We start from the raw sequence: 20,697 nt of genomic DNA, 5'->3' as shown, positions 1-20,697 counted from the left end.
CTGCCTCACTCAACTAGGGGGCAGTCGTGGCGATCCATTCATTTCATTCGGAAGCCGAGTTGCGCGGAGCGCGCATGCTCCGCACGGCGCTCGGCTCGGCCATCGCGGGCTTTCTGGAAGATCCGTCGATCGTTGAGGTGATGCTGAACCCCGATGGCCGGCTGTGGATCGATCGGCTGTCGAGCGGCCTTACCGATACCGGCGAGAGTCTGTCAGCTGCCGACGGCGAGCGAATTGTCCGGCTGGTCGCGCACTATGTGGGCGCTGAGGTTCATGCCGGCTCGCCCCGAATCTCGGCTGAGCTGCCGGAAACGGGAGAACGGTTCGAAGGTTTGTTGCCGCCGGTCGTCGCCGCGCCGGCTTTCGCGATCCGCAAACCCGCGGTCGCTGTCTTCAGCCTGCACGACTATGTCGCTGCCGGCATCCTGAACTTGGAGCAGGCGAACGCGCTCCGCGATGCGGTCGCTACACGCAAGAACATCCTGGTCGCGGGCGGCACATCGACGGGCAAGACGACGCTGACGAACGCGCTTCTGGCGGAGGTGGCCAAAGGTTCGGATCGCGTCGTTCTCATCGAAGATACGCGGGAGCTTCAGTGCACGGCGCCGAACCTCGTGGCGCTGCGGACCAAGGATGGCGTCGTCTCGCTGTCCGAACTTGTGCGCTCGTCGCTTCGCCTGCGCCCTGATCGTATCCCGATTGGCGAGGTGCGCGGAGCCGAGGCGCTCGATCTGCTCAAGGCCTGGGGGACTGGACATCCCGGCGGAATCGGCACGATCCACGCCGGCACCGCGCTTGGCGCGCTCCGCCGGCTCGAGCAGCTCATCCAGGAGGCCGTCGTCACGGTCCCGCGCGCGCTGATCGCCGAGACCATCAACGTCATCGCCGTGCTCTCTGGCCGTGGTGCCGAACGGCGTTTGAGCGAACTCGCTTCTGTCACCGGGCTTGGGTCATCAGGCGACTACACCCTTTCGAAAATCGGAGATCAGTCATGAACGTACGATCATCTTTCGGGCGAGGTTTCACGTCAGTTGCGGCATTCGCTTGTCCGTATCTGGTGAGTAGCCCGGCCTGGGCCGCCGGCTCGAACATGCCCTGGGAGCAGCCGCTCAACCAGATCCTGCAGTCGGTCGAAGGACCCGTGGCCAAGATCATCGCGGTCATCATCATCATCGTGACAGGTCTCTCGCTCGCATTCGGCGACACCTCGGGCGGCTTCCGGCGGCTGATCCAGATTGTATTCGGTCTGTCGATCGCATTTGCCGCCTCGAGTTTCTTCCTGTCGTTCTTCTCGTTCGGCGGCGGGGTGGTGATCTGATGGATGAGCCAGTCCCGGGCTTTGTCGCCCCTGTCCACCGTGCGCTGACCGAGCCGATCCTGATGGGCGGTGCACCGCGATCGGTTGCCATTCTCAACGGCACATTGGCTGCAGCACTCGGCCTTGGTCTCCGCTTGTGGCTGGCCGGCCTTCTGCTGGCGTTCATCGGCCACATGGCCGCGGTCTGGGCCGCAAAACGCGATCCGGAATTCGTCGAGGTCGTGCGCCGGCACGTTCGTGTTCCCGGTCACTTCAGCGCTTGAGAATAGTCCCATGATGAATCTTGCCGAATACCGCCGCTCGAATACGCGCCTTGCTGATTTCCTGCCCTGGGCTGCTCTGGTCGACGAGGGAATCGTATTGAACAAGGACGGCTCACTTCAGCGGACGGCGCAGTTCAGGGGACCGGATCTCGACAGTTCCGTGCCGGCTGAGGTTGTTGCGGTCGCAAGCCGGCTGAACAATGCGCTCCGGCGTCTCGGATCGGGCTGGGCGGTTTTCGTCGAGGCGCAACGGCATTCGGCAGGGCGCTATCCGCCCGACACATTCCCGGATGTCGCATCCGCCCTGGTGGATGCGGAGCGCAAAGCGCAATTCGAGGAGGCCGGCAGCCATTATGAATCGAGCTACTACCTGACCTTCCTTTATCTGCCGCCTGCAGAGAGTGCCGCTGTGGCAGAGCGTCTCCTGTACGAGGGCGGCCATCGCAGCGCGGGAGCGGATGCGCTCGAGGTGCTGAGTGGCTTCGTCGACCGGACCAACCGCGTGCTGCAGCTCGTTGAGGGCTTTATGCCGGAATGCGGCTGGCTCGATGACGAGGCAACGCTCACCTACCTGCACTCGACGGTCTCGACCAAGCGGCATCGCGTTCGCGTGCCGGAAATCCCGATGTATCTCGATGCGCTGCTTGCCGATCAGCCGCTGACAGGCGGGCTTGAGCCGATGCTGGGTGAGGCGCATGTGCGTGTCCTGACGGTTGTGGGGTTTCCCACGACGACGACGCCCGGGATCCTCGATGAGCTCAACCGCCTCGCATTCCCGTACCGCTGGTCCACGCGGGCGATCATGCTCGACAAGACGGATGCTCTAAAGCTCCTGACCAGGATCAGGCGGCAATGGTTTGCCAAGCGCAAGTCGATTGCCGGGATCCTGAAGGAGGTGATGACGAACGAGGCGTCCACGCTTCTGGATACCGATGCCCACAACAAGGCGATGGATGCAGACAGCGCGCTCCAGGAGCTCGGCTCGGATCAGATTGGAGAGGCCTTTGTGACGGCAACCGTCACGGTCTGGGACAGGGATCCGCACGCGGCGGACGAAAAGCTACGCCTCGTTGAAAAGGTGATCCAGGGCCGGGACTTTACCTCCATGACCGAGACAGTAAATGCCGTTGAGGCCTGGCTCGGCAGCCTGCCGGGACAGGTCTATGCAAACGTGCGCCAGCCACCGGTGTCGACGCTAAATCTCGCCCACATGATCCCGCTCTCTGCGGTCTGGGCGGGAGAGGTGAGGGACCATCATTTCAAGGCGCCTCCACTGTTCTTCGGCAAGACGGAAGGATCGACCCCTTTCCGCTTCTCGCTCCATGTCGGCGATGTCGGACACACTCTAATCGTTGGACCGACCGGCGCCGGCAAATCGGTGCTGCTCGCACTGATGGCATTGCAGTTCCGGCGATATCCGGCCGCTCAGATCTTTGCCTTTGACTTCGGCGGGTCGATCCGCGCGGCGGCGATCGCCATGGGAGGCGACTGGCATGATCTTGGCGGCGCGGTTGGTGGAGACTCGGCAGAATTCGTGGCGCTCCAGCCGCTTGCGCGCATCGACGATGTCGCGGAGCGCGGTTGGGCAGCCGATTGGATCGCATCGATTCTTGCGCGCGAGCGCATCGAGGTCACGCCCGAGACCAAGGATCATGTCTGGTCGGCCTTGACCTCGCTCGCCTCGGCGCCAGTTCGGGAGCGGACGCTGACGGGCTTGTCCGTTCTTCTGCAATCCAATGCCTTGAAGCGCGCGCTGCAACCCTATTGCCTCGGCGGTCCATTTGAGCGGCTGCTGGATGCCGAAGGTGAACGGCTGGGAGAGACCTCCGTCCAGGTGTTTGAGACTGACGGGTTGATCGGGACCGGTGTCGCGCCGGCGGTTCTCTCCTATTTGTTCCACCGGATTGAGGATCGCTTCGACGGCCGTCCGGCCCTTCTCATCATCGATGAGGGCTGGCTTGCGCTGGACGATGCCGATTTTGCCGGCAAGCTCCGCGAATGGTTGAAGACGCTGCGCAAGAAGAACGCCTCCGTCGTGTTTGCGACCCAGTCGCTGGCCGATATCGATGGCTCCGCAATTGCGCCCGCAATTATCGAGAGCTGTCCGACCCGGATCCTGCTTCCCAATGACCGCGCGATCGAGCCGCAGATCTTAGGCGTCTACCGGCGCTTTGGACTAAATGATCGGCAGATCGAGATCCTCGCCCGCGCGACGCCAAAGCGCGACTACTACTGCCAGTCGCGCCGGGGCAACCGGCTGTTCGAGCTCGGCCTTGGTGAGATCGCGCTGGCTTTTGCGGCCGCGTCGTCCAAGACCGATCAGGCCCTCATCGAGCGCGTTCTTGAGGAGCACGGACGAGACGATTTCGTCACCGGCTGGCTCAAGGCGCGCGACCTCGGCTGGGCCTGCAATCTCATTCCGCAGCTTGCCAAGGAAGGAGGCTTGTCATGAAACGTCTCCGTCCGCTTCTGGCAGCAAGTATCATCGCAATTAGCCTGACCCAAGGGCCCCGGGAAGGAAAGGCACAGTGGATCGTGTTCGATCCCAACAACTACGTGCAAAGTGTGCTGACGGCTGCGCGCGAGCTGCAGCAGATTAACAACCAGATGACCTCGCTGCAAAACGAAGCGCAGATGTTGATCAATCAGGCGAAGAACCTAGCGAGCCTGCCGTACTCGTCCTTGCAGCAGCTCGAGCAATCGATTCAGCGCACCCAGCAGCTGCTCAGTCAAGCGCAGCGCATTGCCTACGATGTCCAGCAGATCGATCGTGCGTTCTCGACGATTTATGCGCCGGCATCCGCTAGCATGTCCAACGGGCTCCTCGTCGCCAACGCCCAGACACGCTGGCAGAATGCGGTTGCCGGACTGCAGGACGCCATGCGGGTGCAGGCGACCGTCGTCGGCAATCTCGATACCAACCGCACCCAGATGTCGGCCCTGGTCACGGCGAGCCAGGGCGCGTCAGGTGCTCTGCAGGCAAGTCAGGCCGGCAACCAGCTCCTTGCGCTTCAAGCCCAGCAGCTTGCTGATCTCACCGCGACGATGGCCGCGCAGGGGCGCGCACAAACGCTCGAAGCCGCGCAAAGAGCAAGCGCCCAGGATCAGGGGAGGGAGCAAATGCGGCGCTTTCTGACCCAGGGGCAGGGCTATCAACCGACAACCGTGCAGATGTTCCACTGATGATGAAGAACAAATTTGAACGGCTGCCAATCGCGGTGGCAGTTGGCCTCACAGTCCTGGTCGTCGCCGCCTGCGCCATTCGCCTGCGCGGCGACGACAGCGCGAACCAATCTTCCGCCTCGCTCGCTGCGAAGCCCGATCCGGCGGCGGCAAAGCTCGAGCAATGCCGCACCGTCACCTACGAGCAGAGAGAGGCTCTCTTCGAATGCCAGAGGATCTGGGCCGAACGGCGCAGCCAGTTCTTGGGGAAAAGCGGATCGGTAGACGGTGATAGCGGGGTAGGCGCCGCGCCATTTTCCTCGCCTGTGCCGCGCAAGGACGAAAGCCGCCTCCCGTCCGGCTCTCCCTCCATTCCAAGCCAGAGCGAGTGAGCAATGGGTGGCACCTCCGTCATCGACCAGTTCCTGGAAACCTTCACCCGCTACATCGATTCCGGATTCGGCCTGGTCGGGGGCGAAGTCGGATATCTCGCCACGACGTTGGCCGCAATCGACCTCACGCTTGCGGGCCTGTTCTGGTCCCTCGGAAGTGATGAGGAGATTCTTGCCCGGCTCGTCAAGAAAACCTTGTTTGTCGGTGTCTTTGCCTACCTGATCGGCAATTGGAACAGCCTCGCCCGCATCGTCTTCGAGAGCTTTGCAGGTCTTGGACTCAAAGCCTCGGGCACGAGCCTGTCATCGGCGGATTTCTTGCGGCCAGGTCGGATCGCGCAGGTGGGGCTCGATGCCGGCCGTCCGATCCTGGACTCCATCTCGGGCCTGATGGGGTATGTCAGCTTTTTCGAAAATTCCGTCCAGATCACGGTCCTGCTGTTCGCCTGGATCGTGGTGCTGCTGGCCTTCTTTATTCTCGCCATCCAGCTCTTCGTCACCCTGATCGAGTTCAAGCTGACGACGCTTGCAGGTTTCGTCCTGATCCCCTTCGGTCTGTTCGGCAAGACCGCCTTTGCGGCCGAACGGGTGCTGGGCAACGTCATGTCCTCCGGCATCAAGGTTTTGGTCCTCGCCGTCATCGTCGGCATTGGATCGACCTTATTCTCGCAGTTCACGGCAGGTTTCGGCGGCAATCAGCCGACCATCGAGAACGCGATGGCGCTGGTGCTCGGCGCACTTTCCTTGTTGGGGCTCGGCATTTTCGGACCTGGGATTGCCAACGGCATCGTCTCCGGAGGTCCGCAGCTCGGCGCAGGTAGCGCAGTCGGGACGGGACTTGCCGCCGGTGGAGTCGTTGCGGCTGGCGCTGGCCTTGCGGCCGGCGCTGCCGGTCTCGCCGGCGGCGCGATTGCAGGCTCGCTACGCGGTGGAAGCGCGATTGCAAGCGGCACCATGAGCGTGTTTCGGGCGGGGAGTCAGTCCGGCTCCGAGGCGAGCGCGTCCGGTGCTGCAAGCCCCTTGCGTTCGGTCGCAGCTGGTCTTGGTGGACCGGCGAGCGATGCCGGTAAGGGGGAAGGGGGTTCCTCGAGAGCTTCCGACAGCGCGCCCGCTTGGGTTCGGCGCATGAAGAGAGCGCAGACGATCAGTCATGGCGCATCGGCGGCAACCCACGCGATCCGTTCAGGTGATCACGGAGGCGGCGGCGGATCTGTCGACCTCTCGCAAGAGGATCACTGACGCCTCCTTTCTTTCTAATTCGGTTCCCCGCCATCTCTTGAGGTCAAACAATGTTTAAACGATCGGCCGTTCACTATGGCCGCACGCCGGAAGCCGTCACCCCCTATCAACGCGCAGCTCAGGTCTGGGATGACCGCATTGGGTCTGCGCGCGTGCAGGCCAAGAACTGGCGCCTGATGGCCTTTGGCTGCCTCTTCTTATCAGCCGGCTTTGCCGGCGCCCTGGTCTGGCAGTCCGCTCACGGGACGATCACGCCCTGGGTGGTCGAGGTCGATCAGTTGGGGGAAGCGAAAGCCGTTGCTCCGGCAAATGCCAGCTATCAACCGACCGATCCGCAAGTAGCCTTTCACCTGGCGCGCTTCATCGAGCATGTGCGTGGCCTGCCGATGGACGCCATTGTGCTGCGCGAAAACTGGCTCCGCGCCTACGACTTTACAACCGATCGCGGTGCGGCCGCACTGAATGACTACGCCCGCAACAACGATCCATTCGCCAAGATTGGCAAGACGCAAATTGCGATCGAGGTCTCAAGCGTCATTCGGGCTTCGCCTGAGAGCTTTCGCCTCGCCTGGGTCGAGCGCCGCTACGACAACGGTCAGCTTGCCGCAACCGAGCGGTGGAGCGCGATCCTCACGATCATCGTGGAGATGCCGCGCGATCTCGATCGCCTCCGCAAGAATCCGCTTGGTATTTACGTGAACGCCATCAACTGGTCGAAGGAGCTGGGCTAGTCATGCCGTCAGGTTTCGTTATTGCGTCACAGAGGGTCCGCCCGAGCCTGGCTCTGGCTCTTGTTATTGGTGTGTCCACCCTTGGCGGTTGCACCACGTTCAAGCCGCCGCAAATCAGTTACGATAGCGATGTCCCGCCGGCTCCAGATCTGCCGGCGCTTGCCGACGATCGGCCGCGGCCGCTGCATGTTCCACCGGCCTGGAAGGCGGCGCGCGGCGGCAAGAACGCGGAAGCCAAAGAGCCCGTCGAGCGGATTGAAACGGCGAATGACGCCGCACGTGTGCAGCCGCGAAAGGCCGGCTACTTCAATGCGGTGCAGGTGTTTTCGTACAGTCCGGGCGCTCTCTATCAGATCTATGCCGCGCCGGGGCAGATCACCGACATCGCCTTGGAGCCCGGCGAGCAGCTAATCGGGTCGGGACCAGTTGCCGCGGGTGATACCGTGCGCTGGGTGGTCGGTGACACCGAAAGCGGCAGTGGCGACACGCGACGCGTGCACATCATGGTGAAGCCGACACGACCGGCGATCGAGACCAATCTCGTCGTCAACACGGATCGGCGTACTTACCTGGTCGAGCTCCGCTCCCGCGAAAGGCCCTACATGCCACAGGTCGCGTGGTTCTATCCGGAGGACCGGACCGCGCGTGGTCCAGCTCTGCCGCCCACACCGGTCATCCCGGATCAGGCGCAGCGCCGTTACCGCTACGCCATCGAGGGAGACAGCCCGCCCTGGCGTCCTGTCAATGCCTATGACGACGGCCGCAAAGTCTACGTCGAGTTTTCGCCCGGCATCGGCCAGGGCGAGATGCCGCCGCTCTTCTTGATCGGGCCTGATGGCAAGACCGAGCTCGTCAACTATCGCGCTTACGGCAATGTGCTGATCGTCGACCGGCTGTTCGCGGCGGCGGAACTGAGGCTGGGCGAGGAGCACCAGCAGAAGGTCAGGATCGTCCGAACCGACGGGAGGTCGCTGTGACAGAGACTGGCCAGCCGAATGACAGACCCAAGGACGCTCCTCGGGTTAAGCCGCCGGAAGATATCGCCGAAACCCTTCGGCTCCGGCCGGATCGGCCGCAAGTTACGCGTCTATCGCGCAAGGTGCTTGCGGGTGGCAGCGCCCTTTTGTTGGTGCTCATCTCTGGTGCGGTCTTCTGGGCTCTCCAGGAGAAGCGATCACGCACACCGGCCACCGAGGAGCTTTACGCGACCGACCACCACAATGTTGCCGATCAGCTTGCAACCTTGCCGAAGGATTATGCTGAGATCCCGAAGGAGGTGCCGCGTCTTGGACCACCTTTACCCGGCGATCTTGGCCGGCCGATCGTTGCAGCACAGGGCTCTTCAACGGCCAGCCCGCTCGGTATTGACGCCGAACAGCAGCGCGTCAACCAGGAGAGCGAGGCGGCACGCACCAGCAAGGTGTTTGCCAGCACGAACGTCCGCGCACAGGCCCCTGTCACATCGCCAAGTGATGCCCCATCAAATGCAGCGCCATCATCTGACGAAGCATTTTCCCAGAATGGTCAGGATCGAAAACTTGCGTTCGTCAGTGCTTCCGTTGACCGTCGAACCACCAGTCCCGATCGCCTGGCAAGACCGGTCTCTCCCTTTGTGGTCCAGGCGGGAACGGTCATTCCGGCCGCTCTTATCACGGGGATGCAGTCCGACCTGCCTGGGCAGATCACGGCCCAAGTCACAGAAGCGGTATATGATTCCCCTACCGGGCGAGCTCGCCTTATCCCGCAAGGAGCCCGGTTGATCGGGACGTATGATAGCCAGGTCGCATTTGGCCAATCGCGCGTGCTTCTGGTGTGGACGCGCGTCATCATGCCAAATGGGCGCTCGATCGTCCTGGAGCGGCAGCCGGGCGCAGATGCCGCGGGCTACTCTGGGCTTGAGGATGAGGTCGACAACCATTGGAAGGAGCTGTTGGGGGCCGCTGCGCTTTCGACACTGCTCGCCGTCGGCACCGAGGTGAATTCCGGATCGGATACGAATAGCACCAACAGCGACCTCATCGCTGCGCTCCGCCGCGGGGCGGGGGACTCGATGAACCAGACGGGCCAGCAGGTGGTCCGCCGCAATCTCAACATCCAGCCGACCTTGACGATTCGTCCGGGATTTCCGGTGCGGGTGATCGTCAACCGTGACCTGGTGCTCGAACCGTACAGAGGGTGAGGACATGACAAAGCTTAAACTTGGAGCGATCGAAGACGATAAGCCGATCAAAATTGCGCATGAACTCCCGGCGAGCGTCCACAGGGATCTCGTGGCATATGCAGAAATCCTTGCACAAGAGAGTGGACAGCCGATCGGGGAGCCGGCCAAGCTTATCGCTCCCATGTTGGCACGGTTCATGGCAGCGGACAGAAGTTTTCGGAAGGCTCGGCGGGCCCGTCAACATCCGAGCGGAGACGAAGGATAGCGCTCATAAAGCAAGTTCAAGAAAGCAGCCAACGCGGGATTTTCGTTGTCGTCTCTCCAGTATGCCGAAAAGTCGAATCGGCTCGGACCGGCTCCATCGCGCAATTCGCGGTAGACGAGGCCCGCATAGTTGATGCCCATGTCGGATTCCAGCACCAGGCTGATTCCTGTGTTCATCCTGATCAGGCTCTTGATGATACCGCGGCTGACGTCGTGGCGCTCGAGTTTAGGACGGTCCTCAGGCGACACGAGCTTGGAAAACAGAAGATCTTCAAACTCTTTTCCCGGATCGTAGTGGCTCATCAGGACCGTCTCGCCGCGCAGGTCAGTCCAATAGACCGTGTCGCGCGCGGCGAGGGGATGATCATGGGGTAAGGCGACCAGAACACGTTCGCTCCACAGCGGCATCACTCGGTTATCGACTAACGGCAGGTTCCCTGTGACGATCAGGATATCGAGAACGCCGTTGCGAAGTGCCGTCGCTAGTCGTGTTCGTGATTTCTCGATCGTCACAAGCTCGATTTGCGGGAATTGCTGCTTGAAATCCAGCAAGGACGTCTGCAGGTTGCCAATGGAAAGTGAGGTGCAGAGCCCGACACTCAGCCGGCCAGCCTCGCTGTTGCGTACAGCCCTCGCGGTCGCGATGAGAGCATCGAACTCCTCCAGAATTGTCCTTGCCAGGCGAAGAACACTGCGGCCTGCTTGCGTCGGGCGCACACCACCGCTGAAGCGCTCAAAAATCGCAATTCCCAGGTGATATTCGATCTCGCTGATTCTTCGGCTGAGACTCGATTGTTGGGTTCTCAGCAATTCCGCCGCTTGACGGAGGCTGCCACAATCAGCCGCAGCAACGGCCGATTGCAGGTGTTTCAGTTCGATTGCCTTGCTGGCTTGAAGGGAAGGTGTTGATCGACGTGGTTTGTGCATCGTAAGTCTTAAGCAGATGGCTTTCCGGTCCAATGCGCAGCGATGCCCCGGATTGTACTTGCTTCCAGATCCTAGGCGGCCGCTTGGATGACTGGAGCCCAGAGCACCGGACCTGAGATGTGTCCCGCTTTGCGGATGCGATGCAACGCTTCGGGCGAGACCTCCAGGTATCCAGCAATGGCCGTGGTGTTTCCGAGAGGACGAGCTTCTCCGATTTTGCGGAGCGGCCAGCCCGCGCGCCGAAGAATGCGTTCCATCCGGGCGTCAGTGACGGTAACGATTTCGGTCAGATGAAGCGAAAGGCCGAATTCAATCATGCCCGCAAACAGCTCGTAAGTCGCGGCAGCAAGTCCACCACTTGCCTTCGGCGCATCAGGAGGAACATCGAGGGCGAAGCGACTGCTCTCCCAAATCCCGTCGCTTCGTGGCGTCGGCTGCCCTTTCAGAAGGATCGGGAAGGTGTCTCTCAGCATGGTTGGACCGGTCGACGGCAGAAGTCGTACGCAACCCTGAAGACGTCCAGCGTTCGAGCGGTTCAGGAGGTGCACGGGTCGAAGGACATCAAACTCGTCGACTTCCATGTCGCCACTGACCTCGACGTTCCAGTCCAGGCGCCGTTTGAAAACGCGATAACGCAGCCGGTGCATCTCGGTGAGATCGTCGACGAATTCGCCGTAGTACTCCGGCGTGATGAGCTGCATCATTCTTGCCTCCTTGCCTTGCTTCAGGCAAGCAAGCAGAGAAGGCAGGAGAGCACATCCTGTGGAGTTGCACAGGTGCTTGCAGCCTGTGGTTGATCTATGTTCGAGATTTTGATTCGGTCAACAGCACGATCGCTTGACGAAGCGAGCTGACGCCGAGCTTCGCGCGCGCGTTATCCAGGTGATATCCCGCGGTTCGCTCTTTGATGCCAAGAATGATCCCGATCTCCCCAGCTGATTTGCCGCGCGCGGACCATTCTAGACACTGGTACTCGCGAGGAGACAGCACCACCCCGCCGACCATGCGATCTATCCTGAAGAAGCGTTTCGCATGTGCATGGAAAAACGTTGCGATTAACCGCAGGCTCTGGGCGTGCTCGACCAGCGAGCGCTCGAAACCAGTTCGACGATCGTCGCTTGCAAAGCTCAGCGCGGCGATCGCGCCGTTGTCATCGTGGATAGGCAATGTAAATCCGCAGCGAATCCCAAATTTGGCGGCTTCTTCGAACAGAGCGCGTTCTGCCTCCGACCGATCTCGCGGTTCGAATCCAAGCCCCCATCGGAAGGCCTTAGGCTGGCGCATTGCCCGACGTACCACCGGATCGACGGATTCGTAGCCGCGCTGCAGATAGATGGTGGTCCAGGAGGGTGGATATGTCGAGATCAGGTTGGGAGCACTGCCCGGCCTGCGGGGAAAAGCGAGATATGCGAAGCACGACAGTTTGAGCGCAGCGGCGACCTCGGCCATACTCTGCTGAGCTGCGTCTCGATGCGTGCTTTCGGTCAATTGCTCAGCAAATCTTTGAAAAACCCGATCCATCGTGCATGAACCCGCGGGCCTATGGGCGCTCGTTGCATCATCGGATCGAGCATCACTGCGAATGGGGCAAAACAACGAAGAAGTCGATCCATTTCGGCTTCAATCGATCTTGATCGCGAGACCTGCATCGGCGGGGTGGGGCGTATCGGGTCAGCCGAGTTCCATGCGCTCACGCTGTGACATCATCCCTATCGTGGACCCGTCTGTTTGAAATCCTGCAAGAGGGCGCCGAAGATCGCCGGATTGCTGCGTCCTTTGCGTTTCAAGTTTGAGGTTTGTACGGCTCTTCCGATCTGGTCGTCACGCCGCAACTCAGTTGGACGTGCAATTACCGGGGCCAGTACGAATGATTTAAGAAACTACACGATCAATTGAGACGGCGCTGAGGAATGATGCAAGCAATCGAGTGAACTTGGTCAGTGCTAGCGCTCGGTCCACAATTTGGGATCGGTCGATTAACTTAACGATCGTCATGTCGGCGGGACAGCTCTTCGGCCTGCATAAGGCGCAATAAACCACGCGTCTTCTTCGGTGACGCGAGAATTGGATCCGGACAATCAACGCTACGGGCCATCTCGGCGACAAGAGAATGCAAGACTTCATACGGCCGCGAAGTAATCTGGTCCCCCATTAGAAACAACCGCTTTGAGCTGCACCCGGTTCCGAAGACACCAAGTTAGGTGTTTTATGGAGCAGGAGGTGTGTCATGGAGAGACGGAAGTTCACGCGAGGGTTCAAGCTTGAGGCGGTCAAGCTGGTCAAGGACCGTGGGGTGTCGTACGCCCGGGCCGCAGAAGATTTGGGCGTTCATCCGACGCGGCTGCGTAACTGGGTGAAGGCTTTGGCTGATGATCCGGAGCATTCGTTCCCTGGCCAAGGTCAAATGAAGCCCGAGCAGTCGGAGATCGCGCGTCTCAAGCGCGAGGTCGCCAAGCTGAAGGCCGAACGAGACGCCGCGGCCTACTTCGCGAAGGAATCGACGTGAAGTTCGGTTTCATTGCGAAGCACCGGAGGGGCTGGCCGGCGAATAGTTGTGCGAGGCGCTCGGTGTCTCGCGAGGTGATTTTATGCGTGGCTGACAAGGCCACGCAGCCGTCGCGTCCAGGGTAACGAGGATTTCGGCGCGAAGGTCCGTGCCAGCTTCCTTGGGAGCGACCGGACCTATGGCGCCAGGCGCGTGTGGCACGACCTGCTCGCCGACGGGGTATCGTGCGGGCTGCATCGGATCGAACGATTGATGCGGCTGCAGGCCCTCAAAGCACGCCCGCGACGGCGGCGTCTGCCGCTGGATCCGGGTGAGCGGCAGGCCGCCGCCGTCGCTCCCAATGTGCTCGACCGCTCCTTCGAAGCAGCCGCTCCCAACCGCAAATGGATTGCCGACTTTACCTATGTCTGGACGGCCGAGGGGTGGCTCTACGTGTCTGCCGTCGTCGATCTGTTCTCGCGGCGTGTGGTCGGCTGGTCGATGCAGACCGCCACGACGGCACAGCTCGTCACCGACGCGCTGGTGAGGGCAATCTGGCGACGGGCAAACCTGACGCGCTGCTGCATCATTCCGATCGCGGCAGCCAAGGCGAACCACTCTTTGCCAGACAACGCGCGAACGTCCCCCGCCCGCGCACAAACTGTCCGTGCTGCTAGGATATTGCAGTATTTCGCCAATGCGGCGCCGTAGCTCGAGTTATTTCAGCGTCCGACCGCGCGTAATCTGCGCATAGAGCTTAGGCCAATCCAAAGTGGCGTCGGTCAACTCGATGTGCCCGTTAGGAGACTCTTTCTCGCGCGAACGACCAAGTGTCTCGAACAGAAACTAGGATCCTGCGATTGAGAATCCGCTGAACAGGAGACGTTCGGATGCCGTACTACTCTTTTGATCTTGTGGTAGGCCAGGAGTACAGGAACCAAGGTGGTCTCATTCTTGAGAATCTCACAGTTGCGGCCGATCGAGCGGATCAGCTTGCGATCGAACTGTCTGCTGTGCGCCCTGACCTCAGCTGTCGTGGTTGCTCAGTTCGCGTTACGAGCGCTGACAACACTGAAATATATCGAACTCCACTCGATCCAATCCCATCATGGAAGAAATGTCATACCCTGACGCTTCACAAAAGCGCGGATAGCTGAGTTTCTGCCCCACGGGTAGGCAGGGCTACCACGCATCCGCTGTCATGGATGCGAACGCTAGATTGGACGGGCTGAGCACAACCTCATTCTAGTGTTTCGAAAGCTCGAGCTATCCATGAGTCGAAAAGTCAAACGGCACTGCAGGGATTCGGCTCGCTGCTGGGACATCATCTCCCCTAATCTGCGGCGCTAGTTATGCGTTGGAGAGCGTTTGGGTGCAAGCCAGTTGCGCCGATTCGCGGGCGCTTTCTACCGGCGCTCTGCCGCTTTTGTGCGACATTGATCGGCCCATTGCATGTTGTGCGACGATTGATCGTGAGTCGTAATTCGACCCCCAGCCAATAGTTGCTGCGCTCTACATTCGGCAGCTCACTCGGAGCGAAATTTTGAGCAGAGGGACCGTTCTGCATACGGACGCGAGTCGGGATTTATCGAAGAGACGGGCGCAGTTGCAGGATTTGATCGTCGATACAGTAGATACTGCAGAATTCGAATGGTGAAAAATCAATAGAGTGAAATCATTCATTGCGGCGATGATGCCCCGTCGGCGGCCAAAGCCAAGCTCGGCTGCAGCAATAGTGCAGCTTTGCAACGGCGTCAGCTAGATGTTTCGGGCACGCAGCTGTCAGCGGGGCGGACCCACGGGGAGGCGGCCCGATCGGCGAGGATGCCCAACGTACTCGAGCACTATCTTGGACCACAGATATGAACGACATACAGAAACAGTCACGCTCACATCTCTTCTACCGCACGCGATTGCATCGTCCGGTGGTTGACCGCGCTAAGGGCATCTACGTTTGGACGAAAGACGGTCGTCGTTTCATCGACGCGTCGAGCGGTCCCGTGGCCGTCAATATAGGCTACGGCAACCAGAACGTACTCAATGCCATGAAGCGGCAGATGGAGAAAACAACCTTCGCTTACCGCCTACATTTCGCGAACGAACCGGCAGAGGAATTGGCGGTCGATCTCGCCGGTCGCATGCCGGGCGATCTCGACCGCATTTTCTTCGTCTCGGGCGGGTCGGAAGCGGTCGAGAGTGGCATTAAGCTGGCACGGCAGTGGGCCGTTGCGACCGGTCAGCCCAAGCGCTGGAAGGTGATTGGTCGAATGCCGTCCTATCATGGTGGCACTCTCGGTGCGCTCGCCGTGACCGGCGATGCAGCCCTAACGGGTTATTTCGCCGAGCAAATGCGGGCCGTGCCAGCGATTCCTTCGCCGACCGCCTATCGAGATCGCGACAATCTCACCATGGAAGAGCGGGGAATTAAATACGCCGACATGTTGGAGGAAAGGATCCTGGCCGAGGGGCCGCAGACGGTCCTTGCATTCATTATGGAGCCCATCGGCGGCGCGGCGACCAATGCGCTCGTTGCGCCGGACAGTTACTATGCGCGGGTACGCGAGATCTGCGATCAATACGGCATACTCCTGATCCATGATGAGGTGATGAGTGGCGCCGCGCGCACCGGTCGATTCCTCGGCGGTGATCACTGGAATTGCCGGCCGGACATCGTCGCGCTGTCAAAGGGCATTGCTTCGGGCTACACGCCTCTAGGTGCGATAGCGGCGCCCCAGCGCATTGTCGGGCCGGTGCTCGAGCAAGGGGGCTTCGCGCACGGGCACACCTATGCCGCAAATCCGCTGGCCTGCGCCGCAGGGCTCGCCGTTATTGGCGAGATTGATCGGTTGCGCCTTACCGAGAACGCGGCCGCTCGCGGCGAGGACCTTCTCGAGGGACTGCGCGGCCTACAGGCGCGGTTCCCCTTCATAGGTAATGTCCGCGGCAAAGGGCTGATGACGGCGATCGAATTTGTTGCCGATCCAGCCACGATGAAATTGCTGGCGCCCGAAATCGATATTGGCCAGCGCGTGCTCGATATAGCGTACGAGCGCGGTCTGATCGTATATTTCCGGCGAGTAAATGGCGGCGTACAGGGAGATTGCATCATGGTCGCGCCGCCTCTGATCGTGACCCGAGAGGACATCTCAGAAATTACCTCTGTACTTGGCGATTCAATCGAGGCAGCTGCGCGTGAGTTCGGCCTTCCTGTGAAGAGCTGAAGGTCGCATGACCTGTAGGAAAGCGATCATCACCCGCGCTATATCCGCTTGTAGCGATGATACGGATCGAGTGGAGTTAGCTATACATCTAGCCCCGCGGGATCTCCCACAGCTGCATTCAAGAGAACTGGAGAACGCCTTTATGCCTGAAAGAGAACATGAACTGCGTAGGCCTCTTCGCAATCTCAACGAGTGTTGGCGTTAGATGGGCGTACTCGAATTCGGCGGGAAGAGTTACCCCGATGGTCGCGATTCTGATCCGCGTGAGTTGGGTTGGATGCGTGGTGCGCCGCCGCCCCTCGACAAGCAGATCTCATTCAACAGCGGCAAATTCATGGAATTCCCGGCGGTCCGCTGGACACTGTCGCACATGCGCGAGCTTGTAGCGACCGCGAACGTGCGGCGCGGAGAGAATGGCCCATCCCGAATCGAGCGAAATGACAGAACAGACGAAATTGACGCGCTGACTTTCGTTGATATGGATGGGCGCACTCGCCGATTCGAGGAGGCGCTCTACGACACATATGTCGACGGCATCGTCGTCCTGCATCGCGGACGCATTGTTTATGAGCGCTACTTTGGCGCTCTGGAGCCCCATCTGCCGCATGCGTGCTTCTCTGTAAGCAAGTCGTACGCCGGTACGCTGACCGCGGCATACGTGCACGAAGGATCGCTTAATGATAAAAAGCTGATCTCGCACTACCTACCGGAGGTGCGTGGTACTGCCTGGCAAGACGCGACGCTACGCCAGGTCATGGACATGCAGACCGGTCTTGCCTACACCGAAGATTATTTCGACGAGAACTCCGGCGTCAACGCATACGCGCGCGCCGCCGGCGGTTGGCGGCCGGTCGGGTACAATGGCCCTAAGACCTTGTGCGACTATCTTCGCACCGTGCGTAAGGAGGGGGTGCACGGCCAAATGTTTGCCTACAAGAGCGTCAATACGGAGGTGATGGCTTGGGTAGTGGCGCGCGTGACGGGGCGCTCATTCACGCAAATGCTGCATGAGCGCCTTTGGGCGCCACTGGGCTGTGAGGAGGATGCCTATCTCAGGGTTGATCCGACCGGCATGGCGACGGCCGCTGGCGGGCTATACTCTTGTTTGCGCGATCTCGCCCGATTTGGCGAATTGATGCGGCGCGAAGGTGATTGGAACGGAGGACAGCTTATCCCCGCAGTCATCGCAGCCGACCTACAAAGCGAAGAGGGCCGCATTAGGGTGTCCCACATGGGCACAAATTACTCGTATCGCGACCAATGGTGGGTGACCCACAATGAGTTGGGCGCTTTCGAAGCCCGTGGTCTCTACGGACAACGCCTTTACGTCGCACCGAAGGCGGAAATGGTGGTTGCACGCTTTTCGTCGCATGCCGTGCCGGCATCCGCAGCAGGCGACCCAATCACCATGCCGCAAATGCTGGCATTGGGGCGTATGTTGCGCACATAACTCCTCCACATCGGAGTCGCCTGCCATTCCGAGCGTATCGTCACTCTTGGTTTCTGGCGTCTTTCACGATCGCGGCGCTGAATTCCTCTTCGCTCTCGTTAAAAAGATTCTGAGATTGTTGCCGAATGAGTAGACACCTGTAGTCGGTTCGTTGAGCCCGGAGGTATCGAATGGAACGTCAACGTCGGTCATTTACTGAGGGGCGCCAGGCCGCCGAACTGGTGGTGTCCAGCGGTCGCTCGCTTAAGTCAGTTGCCAAGGAGCTCGGACTGGGCGACTCGGTATTGCGGCGCTGGGTAGATCAGCTCCGGCAGGAGCCGGCATCGGCACCGTGTGGAGAGGGCATGGCGCGACCTGATCAGCTTTGTGGGTTTATGCGCCGCAACGTCGAGCGGAGTCGGAACGCGCCCAATTCGCGTTCTTGCATACCAAGAGGGGAAGATCACCCGCCCCAGTTTCGGTTGTTCAGGCTCAGAGATGTCGGGGCCAAAACTGCGATGTGTGATTTGAGCTTATCACTGCTCGGTGCCTGACGTGAGCGGCCAGCGGCCCGATCACCACAGAGCAATTGTTGGCAAAAATGAAGGGTGCGCACATAGCTGGCGCGGGCTGCACCGCCTCGAATGGGAATCGTCCAGTTAATGGGCTGCTCGTGCACAACTGATCGCGGCGCTTCCGAAGACAAACTCCTCTGTGCATCGCGCGTTAGGGTACCAGGAATGGCCTCCTACATTGATCCTGCTGGCACACGGAAGTCCTTCATTGGAGACACGTCTCAGAAAAAGACGAAAGAATCATTGGTTCCAGCCGCCTATTAAGCTTGCCGCCTAAGGCCCTCTCGTTGTCCAGACAACTGGAAATCACCTGGGCATTTATATCAAGCTCCTCTGCCGCTTGGAGCAAAGACAATACAAATGCCGACAGTCTATTCTTCATTCATCTCTGCATGTTAACTAGGCCGCCTCTATTTCTCCGCGTAAACATCCTTGTACGTATCACGTAACACGTTCTTCTGCACCTTGCCCATGGTGTTGCGCGGCAGTTCGTCGACGACGAAGACGCGCTTGGGCATCTTGAATTGTGCCAGGCGGCCGTCGAGCGCCTTCAGCACCGCGGCCTCGGTCACATCGGCGCCCTTGTTGCAGACCAGCACCGCCGTGACGCCCTCGCCGAAATCGGCGTGGGGCACGCCGATCACGGCAGATTCGATCACGCCGGGCATGGCGTCGATCTCGCTCTCGATTTCCTTGGGGTAAACGTTGAAGCCGCCGGAGATGACGAGATCCTTGCCGCGGCCGAGAATGTGGACGTAGCCCTTGGCGTCGATCTTGCCGAGGTCGCCGGTGATGAAGAAGCCGTCGTCGCGGAATTCCGCCTTGGTCTTCTCCGGCATGCGCCAATAGCCCTTGAACACGTTGGGGCCCTTGACCTCGATCATGCCGATTTCGTCACGCGGCAGTTCCTTGGCCGTCTCAGGATCTGTGACGCGTACGGAGACGCCGGGGAGCGGAAAGCCGACTGCGCCGGGCACGCGCTCGCCGTCATAAGGGTTCGACGTGTTCATGTTGGTCTCGGTCATGCCGTAGCGCTCGAGCACCGCGTGCCCCGTGCGCGCCGACCATTCGCGATGGGTTTCGGCCAGCAGCGGCGCCGAGCCCGAGACGAACAGCCGCATGTGCTTCGTGGTTTCGCGCGACAGCGCAGCGTTCTGGAGCAGACGGGTATAGAACGTCGGCACGCCCATCAGCACCGTGGCACGCGCCATCAGCTTGATGATCAGATCCGGGTCGAGCTTCGGCAGGAAGATCATCGATGCCCGCGCAAACAGCGTCACGTTGGTCGCCACGAACAGGCCGTGGGTGTGGTAGATCGGCAGTGCGTGGATCAGCACGTCCTTGTCGGTGAAGCGCCAGAAGCCGACGAGCGAGAGCGAGTTCGACGCCAGATTGTCGTGGGTCAACATCGCGCCCTTGGAGCGGCCGGTGGTGCCGGACGTGTAGAGGATCGCGGCGAGATCGTCGTTTGCGCGCGCCACCGTGGTGAATTCGCTGCTCGCCTTGTCGGCGGCGTCCGTCAGCGAGCCCTTGCCGTCAGGCCCGAGCGTCTCGACTTTGGCCTTCACCTTGGCGGCGATGGGGGCGAGGCCCTCCGCCTTGGAGGGATCGCAGACCACCAGCGAGGGCTCGGCATCGCCGATGAAATAGTCGAGCTCGTTCAGCGTATAGGCGGTGTTGAGCGGCAGGTAGACCGCGCCGGCCCGCACCGTGGCCAAATACAGCACGATATTGGCCACGGATTTCTCGACCTGCACCGCAACCCGGTCGCCGGGCTTCACGCCGCGCGCGACCAGCACATTGGCCATCTGTCCGGCCCGGGCGATCAGATCACCATAGCTGATGCGGACCCCGACATACGTCTCGATCGCGAGGCGCTTCGGATCGTCGAGGCCGTCGAACAGGCGGGAAAACAGATTGGCGTTGGTAGCTTGGTTCATGCAAGATTTCCTCGACCGCAAGGCTTGACCACAACGATCGTCAGAGGCCGGTCAAAACCGAGGGCTGGATTAGCAAAAATTGCCCCAATGAAGCAACGGACATACCGGCTACCACTCCGCCGTCGTCAAGTACGCCTGCGGAAAAGCACACCGTCGCACGTTAGCGCGCGCCGATACGGGACCTGGCCTCGGCTGCTATTCTGGTGAGAGCTCGGGGTTGCCAGCTTTGGCGCGTCAACCAACCCCTATGTTTGCTGTGTCGGACCAAAAGACGGCTGATCGTGCTTCGCCAGACCAGTTTTCCTGGGCCAGGCTCCCTCTTAGTCCCTTGATCGTGACATCCGGCATTTCCTTCAGCAGTGTCAGGATCGTCTCTTTGTTCGCCTCGATGCCGCCGAGCCGAAGGTCTTCGCCGAGGGACGTCGCCCCTCTGACGTTCTCGAGTTCGCTTACACTTGCCGAGCGTACCCCCGAACCACTCGATTGCTTTCAGTGCGACGCGTCCCCCGGTCACGACGCCCGAACTCGAGCGCGAAGATCAGCGAAAATGTCGTGACATGCCTGATGCTCTCCTCTTGCGGCAGACAATT

At 60.6% G+C, this 20,697-nt stretch carries 19 protein-coding genes and 1 pseudogene; 16 read left to right on the top strand and 4 right to left on the bottom strand.

The window, feature by feature from the left end; all coding sequences use genetic code 11:
- The first annotated feature begins 74 nt into the window (after positions 1–74).
- The 11 genes from trbB to AC0L20_RS30515 are packed head-to-tail and all read left to right on the top strand — an operon-like array spanning position 75 to position 9,531.
- Entirely contained in the window at positions 75–995 is a 921-nt protein-coding gene (trbB, locus tag AC0L20_RS30565) for a P-type conjugative transfer ATPase TrbB (RefSeq protein ID WP_473294348.1), read from the top strand.
- Entirely contained in the window at positions 992–1,318 is a 327-nt protein-coding gene (locus AC0L20_RS30560) for a TrbC/VirB2 family type IV secretion system protein (RefSeq protein ID WP_354098376.1), read from the top strand. The genes trbB and AC0L20_RS30560 overlap by 4 nt, the downstream gene beginning before the upstream one ends.
- A complete protein-coding gene (locus tag AC0L20_RS30555; protein WP_473294311.1) occupies positions 1,318–1,581 on the top strand; it encodes a VirB3 family type IV secretion system protein in 264 nt (87 codons plus the stop codon). Before AC0L20_RS30560 ends, AC0L20_RS30555 begins: the two co-directional genes overlap by 1 nt.
- 10 nt (positions 1,582–1,591) lie before the next feature.
- Positions 1,592–4,033, top strand: coding sequence for a conjugal transfer protein TrbE (gene trbE / locus AC0L20_RS30550; RefSeq protein WP_473294310.1), 2,442 nt, complete (start codon positions 1,592–1,594; stop codon positions 4,031–4,033).
- Entirely contained in the window at positions 4,030–4,764 is a 735-nt protein-coding gene (trbJ, locus tag AC0L20_RS30545; RefSeq protein ID WP_473294309.1) for a P-type conjugative transfer protein TrbJ, read from the top strand. The genes trbE and trbJ overlap by 4 nt, the downstream gene beginning before the upstream one ends.
- Complete coding sequence (gene trbK-alt / locus AC0L20_RS30540; protein ID WP_473265018.1) at positions 4,764–5,135, top strand: putative entry exclusion protein TrbK-alt; 372 nt, start codon at positions 4,764–4,766, stop codon at positions 5,133–5,135. The genes trbJ and trbK-alt overlap by 1 nt, the downstream gene beginning before the upstream one ends.
- Positions 5,136–5,138: 3 nt before the next feature.
- Entirely contained in the window at positions 5,139–6,374 is a 1,236-nt protein-coding gene (gene trbL / locus AC0L20_RS30535; protein WP_473294308.1) for a P-type conjugative transfer protein TrbL, read from the top strand.
- A 50-nt stretch (positions 6,375–6,424) separates the two neighbouring features.
- Positions 6,425–7,105 carry a conjugal transfer protein TrbF gene (trbF, locus tag AC0L20_RS30530; protein ID WP_438746043.1) on the top strand — a complete coding sequence of 227 codons (681 nt, stop codon included), beginning with the start codon at positions 6,425–6,427 and terminating at the stop codon, positions 7,103–7,105.
- Positions 7,106–7,107: 2 nt separating this feature from the next.
- Positions 7,108–8,082 carry a P-type conjugative transfer protein TrbG gene (gene trbG / locus AC0L20_RS30525; RefSeq protein ID WP_473294307.1) on the top strand — a complete coding sequence of 325 codons (975 nt, stop codon included), beginning with the start codon at positions 7,108–7,110 and terminating at the stop codon, positions 8,080–8,082.
- Complete coding sequence (locus AC0L20_RS30520) at positions 8,079–9,284, top strand: TraB/TrbI/VirB10 family type IV secretion system protein (protein WP_473294306.1); 1,206 nt, start codon at positions 8,079–8,081, stop codon at positions 9,282–9,284. Before trbG ends, AC0L20_RS30520 begins: the two co-directional genes overlap by 4 nt.
- Before the next feature lie 4 nt (positions 9,285–9,288).
- Positions 9,289–9,531, top strand: a complete 243-nt coding sequence (locus AC0L20_RS30515; RefSeq protein ID WP_473294305.1) for a DUF2274 domain-containing protein — start codon at positions 9,289–9,291, stop codon at positions 9,529–9,531.
- Here the strand turns inward: AC0L20_RS30515 and AC0L20_RS30510 are convergent.
- From AC0L20_RS30510 to AC0L20_RS30500, 3 genes are all read right to left on the bottom strand, one after another.
- Positions 9,504–10,457 carry a LysR family transcriptional regulator gene (locus AC0L20_RS30510; RefSeq protein ID WP_473294304.1) on the bottom strand — a complete coding sequence of 318 codons (954 nt, stop codon included), beginning with the start codon at positions 10,455–10,457 and terminating at the stop codon, positions 9,504–9,506. The two genes, AC0L20_RS30515 and AC0L20_RS30510, sit on opposite strands and share 28 nt — an antisense overlap.
- A 71-nt stretch (positions 10,458–10,528) precedes the next feature.
- On the bottom strand, positions 10,529–11,161 hold the full coding sequence (locus AC0L20_RS30505) for an acyl-homoserine-lactone synthase (RefSeq protein ID WP_473294303.1): 633 nt from the start codon (positions 11,159–11,161) through the stop codon (positions 10,529–10,531).
- A 94-nt stretch (positions 11,162–11,255) separates the two neighbouring features.
- Positions 11,256–11,978, bottom strand: a complete 723-nt coding sequence (locus tag AC0L20_RS30500) for a helix-turn-helix transcriptional regulator (protein ID WP_473294302.1) — start codon at positions 11,976–11,978, stop codon at positions 11,256–11,258.
- A gap of 706 nt (positions 11,979–12,684) precedes the next feature.
- On the opposite strand from AC0L20_RS30500, the pseudogene AC0L20_RS30495 reads away from it, so the two are divergent.
- The 5 genes and pseudogenes from AC0L20_RS30495 to AC0L20_RS30475 all read left to right on the top strand — a co-directional run.
- A pseudogene (locus AC0L20_RS30495) lies at positions 12,685–13,550 on the top strand (IS3 family transposase); the annotation flags it as partial.
- Between the two features lie 282 nt (positions 13,551–13,832).
- The gene (locus AC0L20_RS30490; protein WP_473294301.1) at positions 13,833–14,099 is read left to right on the top strand and encodes a DUF6894 family protein; all 267 of its coding nucleotides are present in this window, start codon (positions 13,833–13,835) and stop codon (positions 14,097–14,099) included.
- Positions 14,100–14,804: 705 nt separating this feature from the next.
- Complete coding sequence (locus tag AC0L20_RS30485; RefSeq protein ID WP_473294299.1) at positions 14,805–16,163, top strand: aminotransferase family protein; 1,359 nt, start codon at positions 14,805–14,807, stop codon at positions 16,161–16,163.
- Between the two features lie 205 nt (positions 16,164–16,368).
- Positions 16,369–17,613 carry a serine hydrolase domain-containing protein gene (locus tag AC0L20_RS30480; protein WP_473294298.1) on the top strand — a complete coding sequence of 415 codons (1,245 nt, stop codon included), beginning with the start codon at positions 16,369–16,371 and terminating at the stop codon, positions 17,611–17,613.
- 170 nt (positions 17,614–17,783) lie between these two features.
- A complete protein-coding gene (locus tag AC0L20_RS30475) occupies positions 17,784–18,146 on the top strand; it encodes a transposase (protein WP_473294297.1) in 363 nt (120 codons plus the stop codon).
- A gap of 431 nt (positions 18,147–18,577) precedes the next feature.
- Here AC0L20_RS30475 and AC0L20_RS30470 read toward each other — a convergent pair whose 3' ends face one another.
- A complete protein-coding gene (locus tag AC0L20_RS30470) occupies positions 18,578–20,107 on the bottom strand; it encodes a malonate--CoA ligase (RefSeq protein WP_473294296.1) in 1,530 nt (509 codons plus the stop codon).
- Between the last annotated feature and the right edge of the window lie 590 nt (positions 20,108–20,697).

Source organism: Bradyrhizobium sp. Kon58 (genome assembly GCF_055807455.1).
Note: the sequence above shows the minus strand (reverse complement) of the source record. Positions and strands in the feature narration are given on the sequence as shown.

Excerpts from the sequence above, each read along its gene's own strand:
- trbB (WP_473294348.1), top strand. The coding sequence starts at position 75 with ATGCTCCGCACGGCGCTCGGCTCGGCCATCGCGGGCTTTCTGGAAGAT.
- AC0L20_RS30560 (WP_354098376.1), top strand. The coding sequence starts at position 992 with ATGAACGTACGATCATCTTTCGGGCGAGGTTTCACGTCAGTTGCGGCA.
- AC0L20_RS30555 (WP_473294311.1), top strand. The coding sequence starts at position 1,318 with ATGGATGAGCCAGTCCCGGGCTTTGTCGCCCCTGTCCACCGTGCGCTG.
- trbE (WP_473294310.1), top strand. The coding sequence starts at position 1,592 with ATGATGAATCTTGCCGAATACCGCCGCTCGAATACGCGCCTTGCTGAT.
- trbJ (WP_473294309.1), top strand. The coding sequence starts at position 4,030 with ATGAAACGTCTCCGTCCGCTTCTGGCAGCAAGTATCATCGCAATTAGC.
- trbK-alt (WP_473265018.1), top strand. The coding sequence starts at position 4,764 with ATGATGAAGAACAAATTTGAACGGCTGCCAATCGCGGTGGCAGTTGGC.
- trbL (WP_473294308.1), top strand. The coding sequence starts at position 5,139 with ATGGGTGGCACCTCCGTCATCGACCAGTTCCTGGAAACCTTCACCCGC.
- trbF (WP_438746043.1), top strand. The coding sequence starts at position 6,425 with ATGTTTAAACGATCGGCCGTTCACTATGGCCGCACGCCGGAAGCCGTC.
- trbG (WP_473294307.1), top strand. The coding sequence starts at position 7,108 with ATGCCGTCAGGTTTCGTTATTGCGTCACAGAGGGTCCGCCCGAGCCTG.
- AC0L20_RS30515 (WP_473294305.1), top strand. The coding sequence starts at position 9,289 with ATGACAAAGCTTAAACTTGGAGCGATCGAAGACGATAAGCCGATCAAA.
- AC0L20_RS30510 (WP_473294304.1), bottom strand. The coding sequence starts at position 10,457 with ATGCACAAACCACGTCGATCAACACCTTCCCTTCAAGCCAGCAAGGCA.
- AC0L20_RS30505 (WP_473294303.1), bottom strand. The coding sequence starts at position 11,161 with ATGATGCAGCTCATCACGCCGGAGTACTACGGCGAATTCGTCGACGAT.
- AC0L20_RS30500 (WP_473294302.1), bottom strand. The coding sequence starts at position 11,978 with ATGGATCGGGTTTTTCAAAGATTTGCTGAGCAATTGACCGAAAGCACG.
- AC0L20_RS30490 (WP_473294301.1), top strand. The coding sequence starts at position 13,833 with ATGCCGTACTACTCTTTTGATCTTGTGGTAGGCCAGGAGTACAGGAAC.
- AC0L20_RS30485 (WP_473294299.1), top strand. The coding sequence starts at position 14,805 with ATGAACGACATACAGAAACAGTCACGCTCACATCTCTTCTACCGCACG.
- AC0L20_RS30480 (WP_473294298.1), top strand. The coding sequence starts at position 16,369 with ATGGGCGTACTCGAATTCGGCGGGAAGAGTTACCCCGATGGTCGCGAT.
- AC0L20_RS30475 (WP_473294297.1), top strand. The coding sequence starts at position 17,784 with ATGGAACGTCAACGTCGGTCATTTACTGAGGGGCGCCAGGCCGCCGAA.
- AC0L20_RS30470 (WP_473294296.1), bottom strand. The coding sequence starts at position 20,107 with ATGAACCAAGCTACCAACGCCAATCTGTTTTCCCGCCTGTTCGACGGC.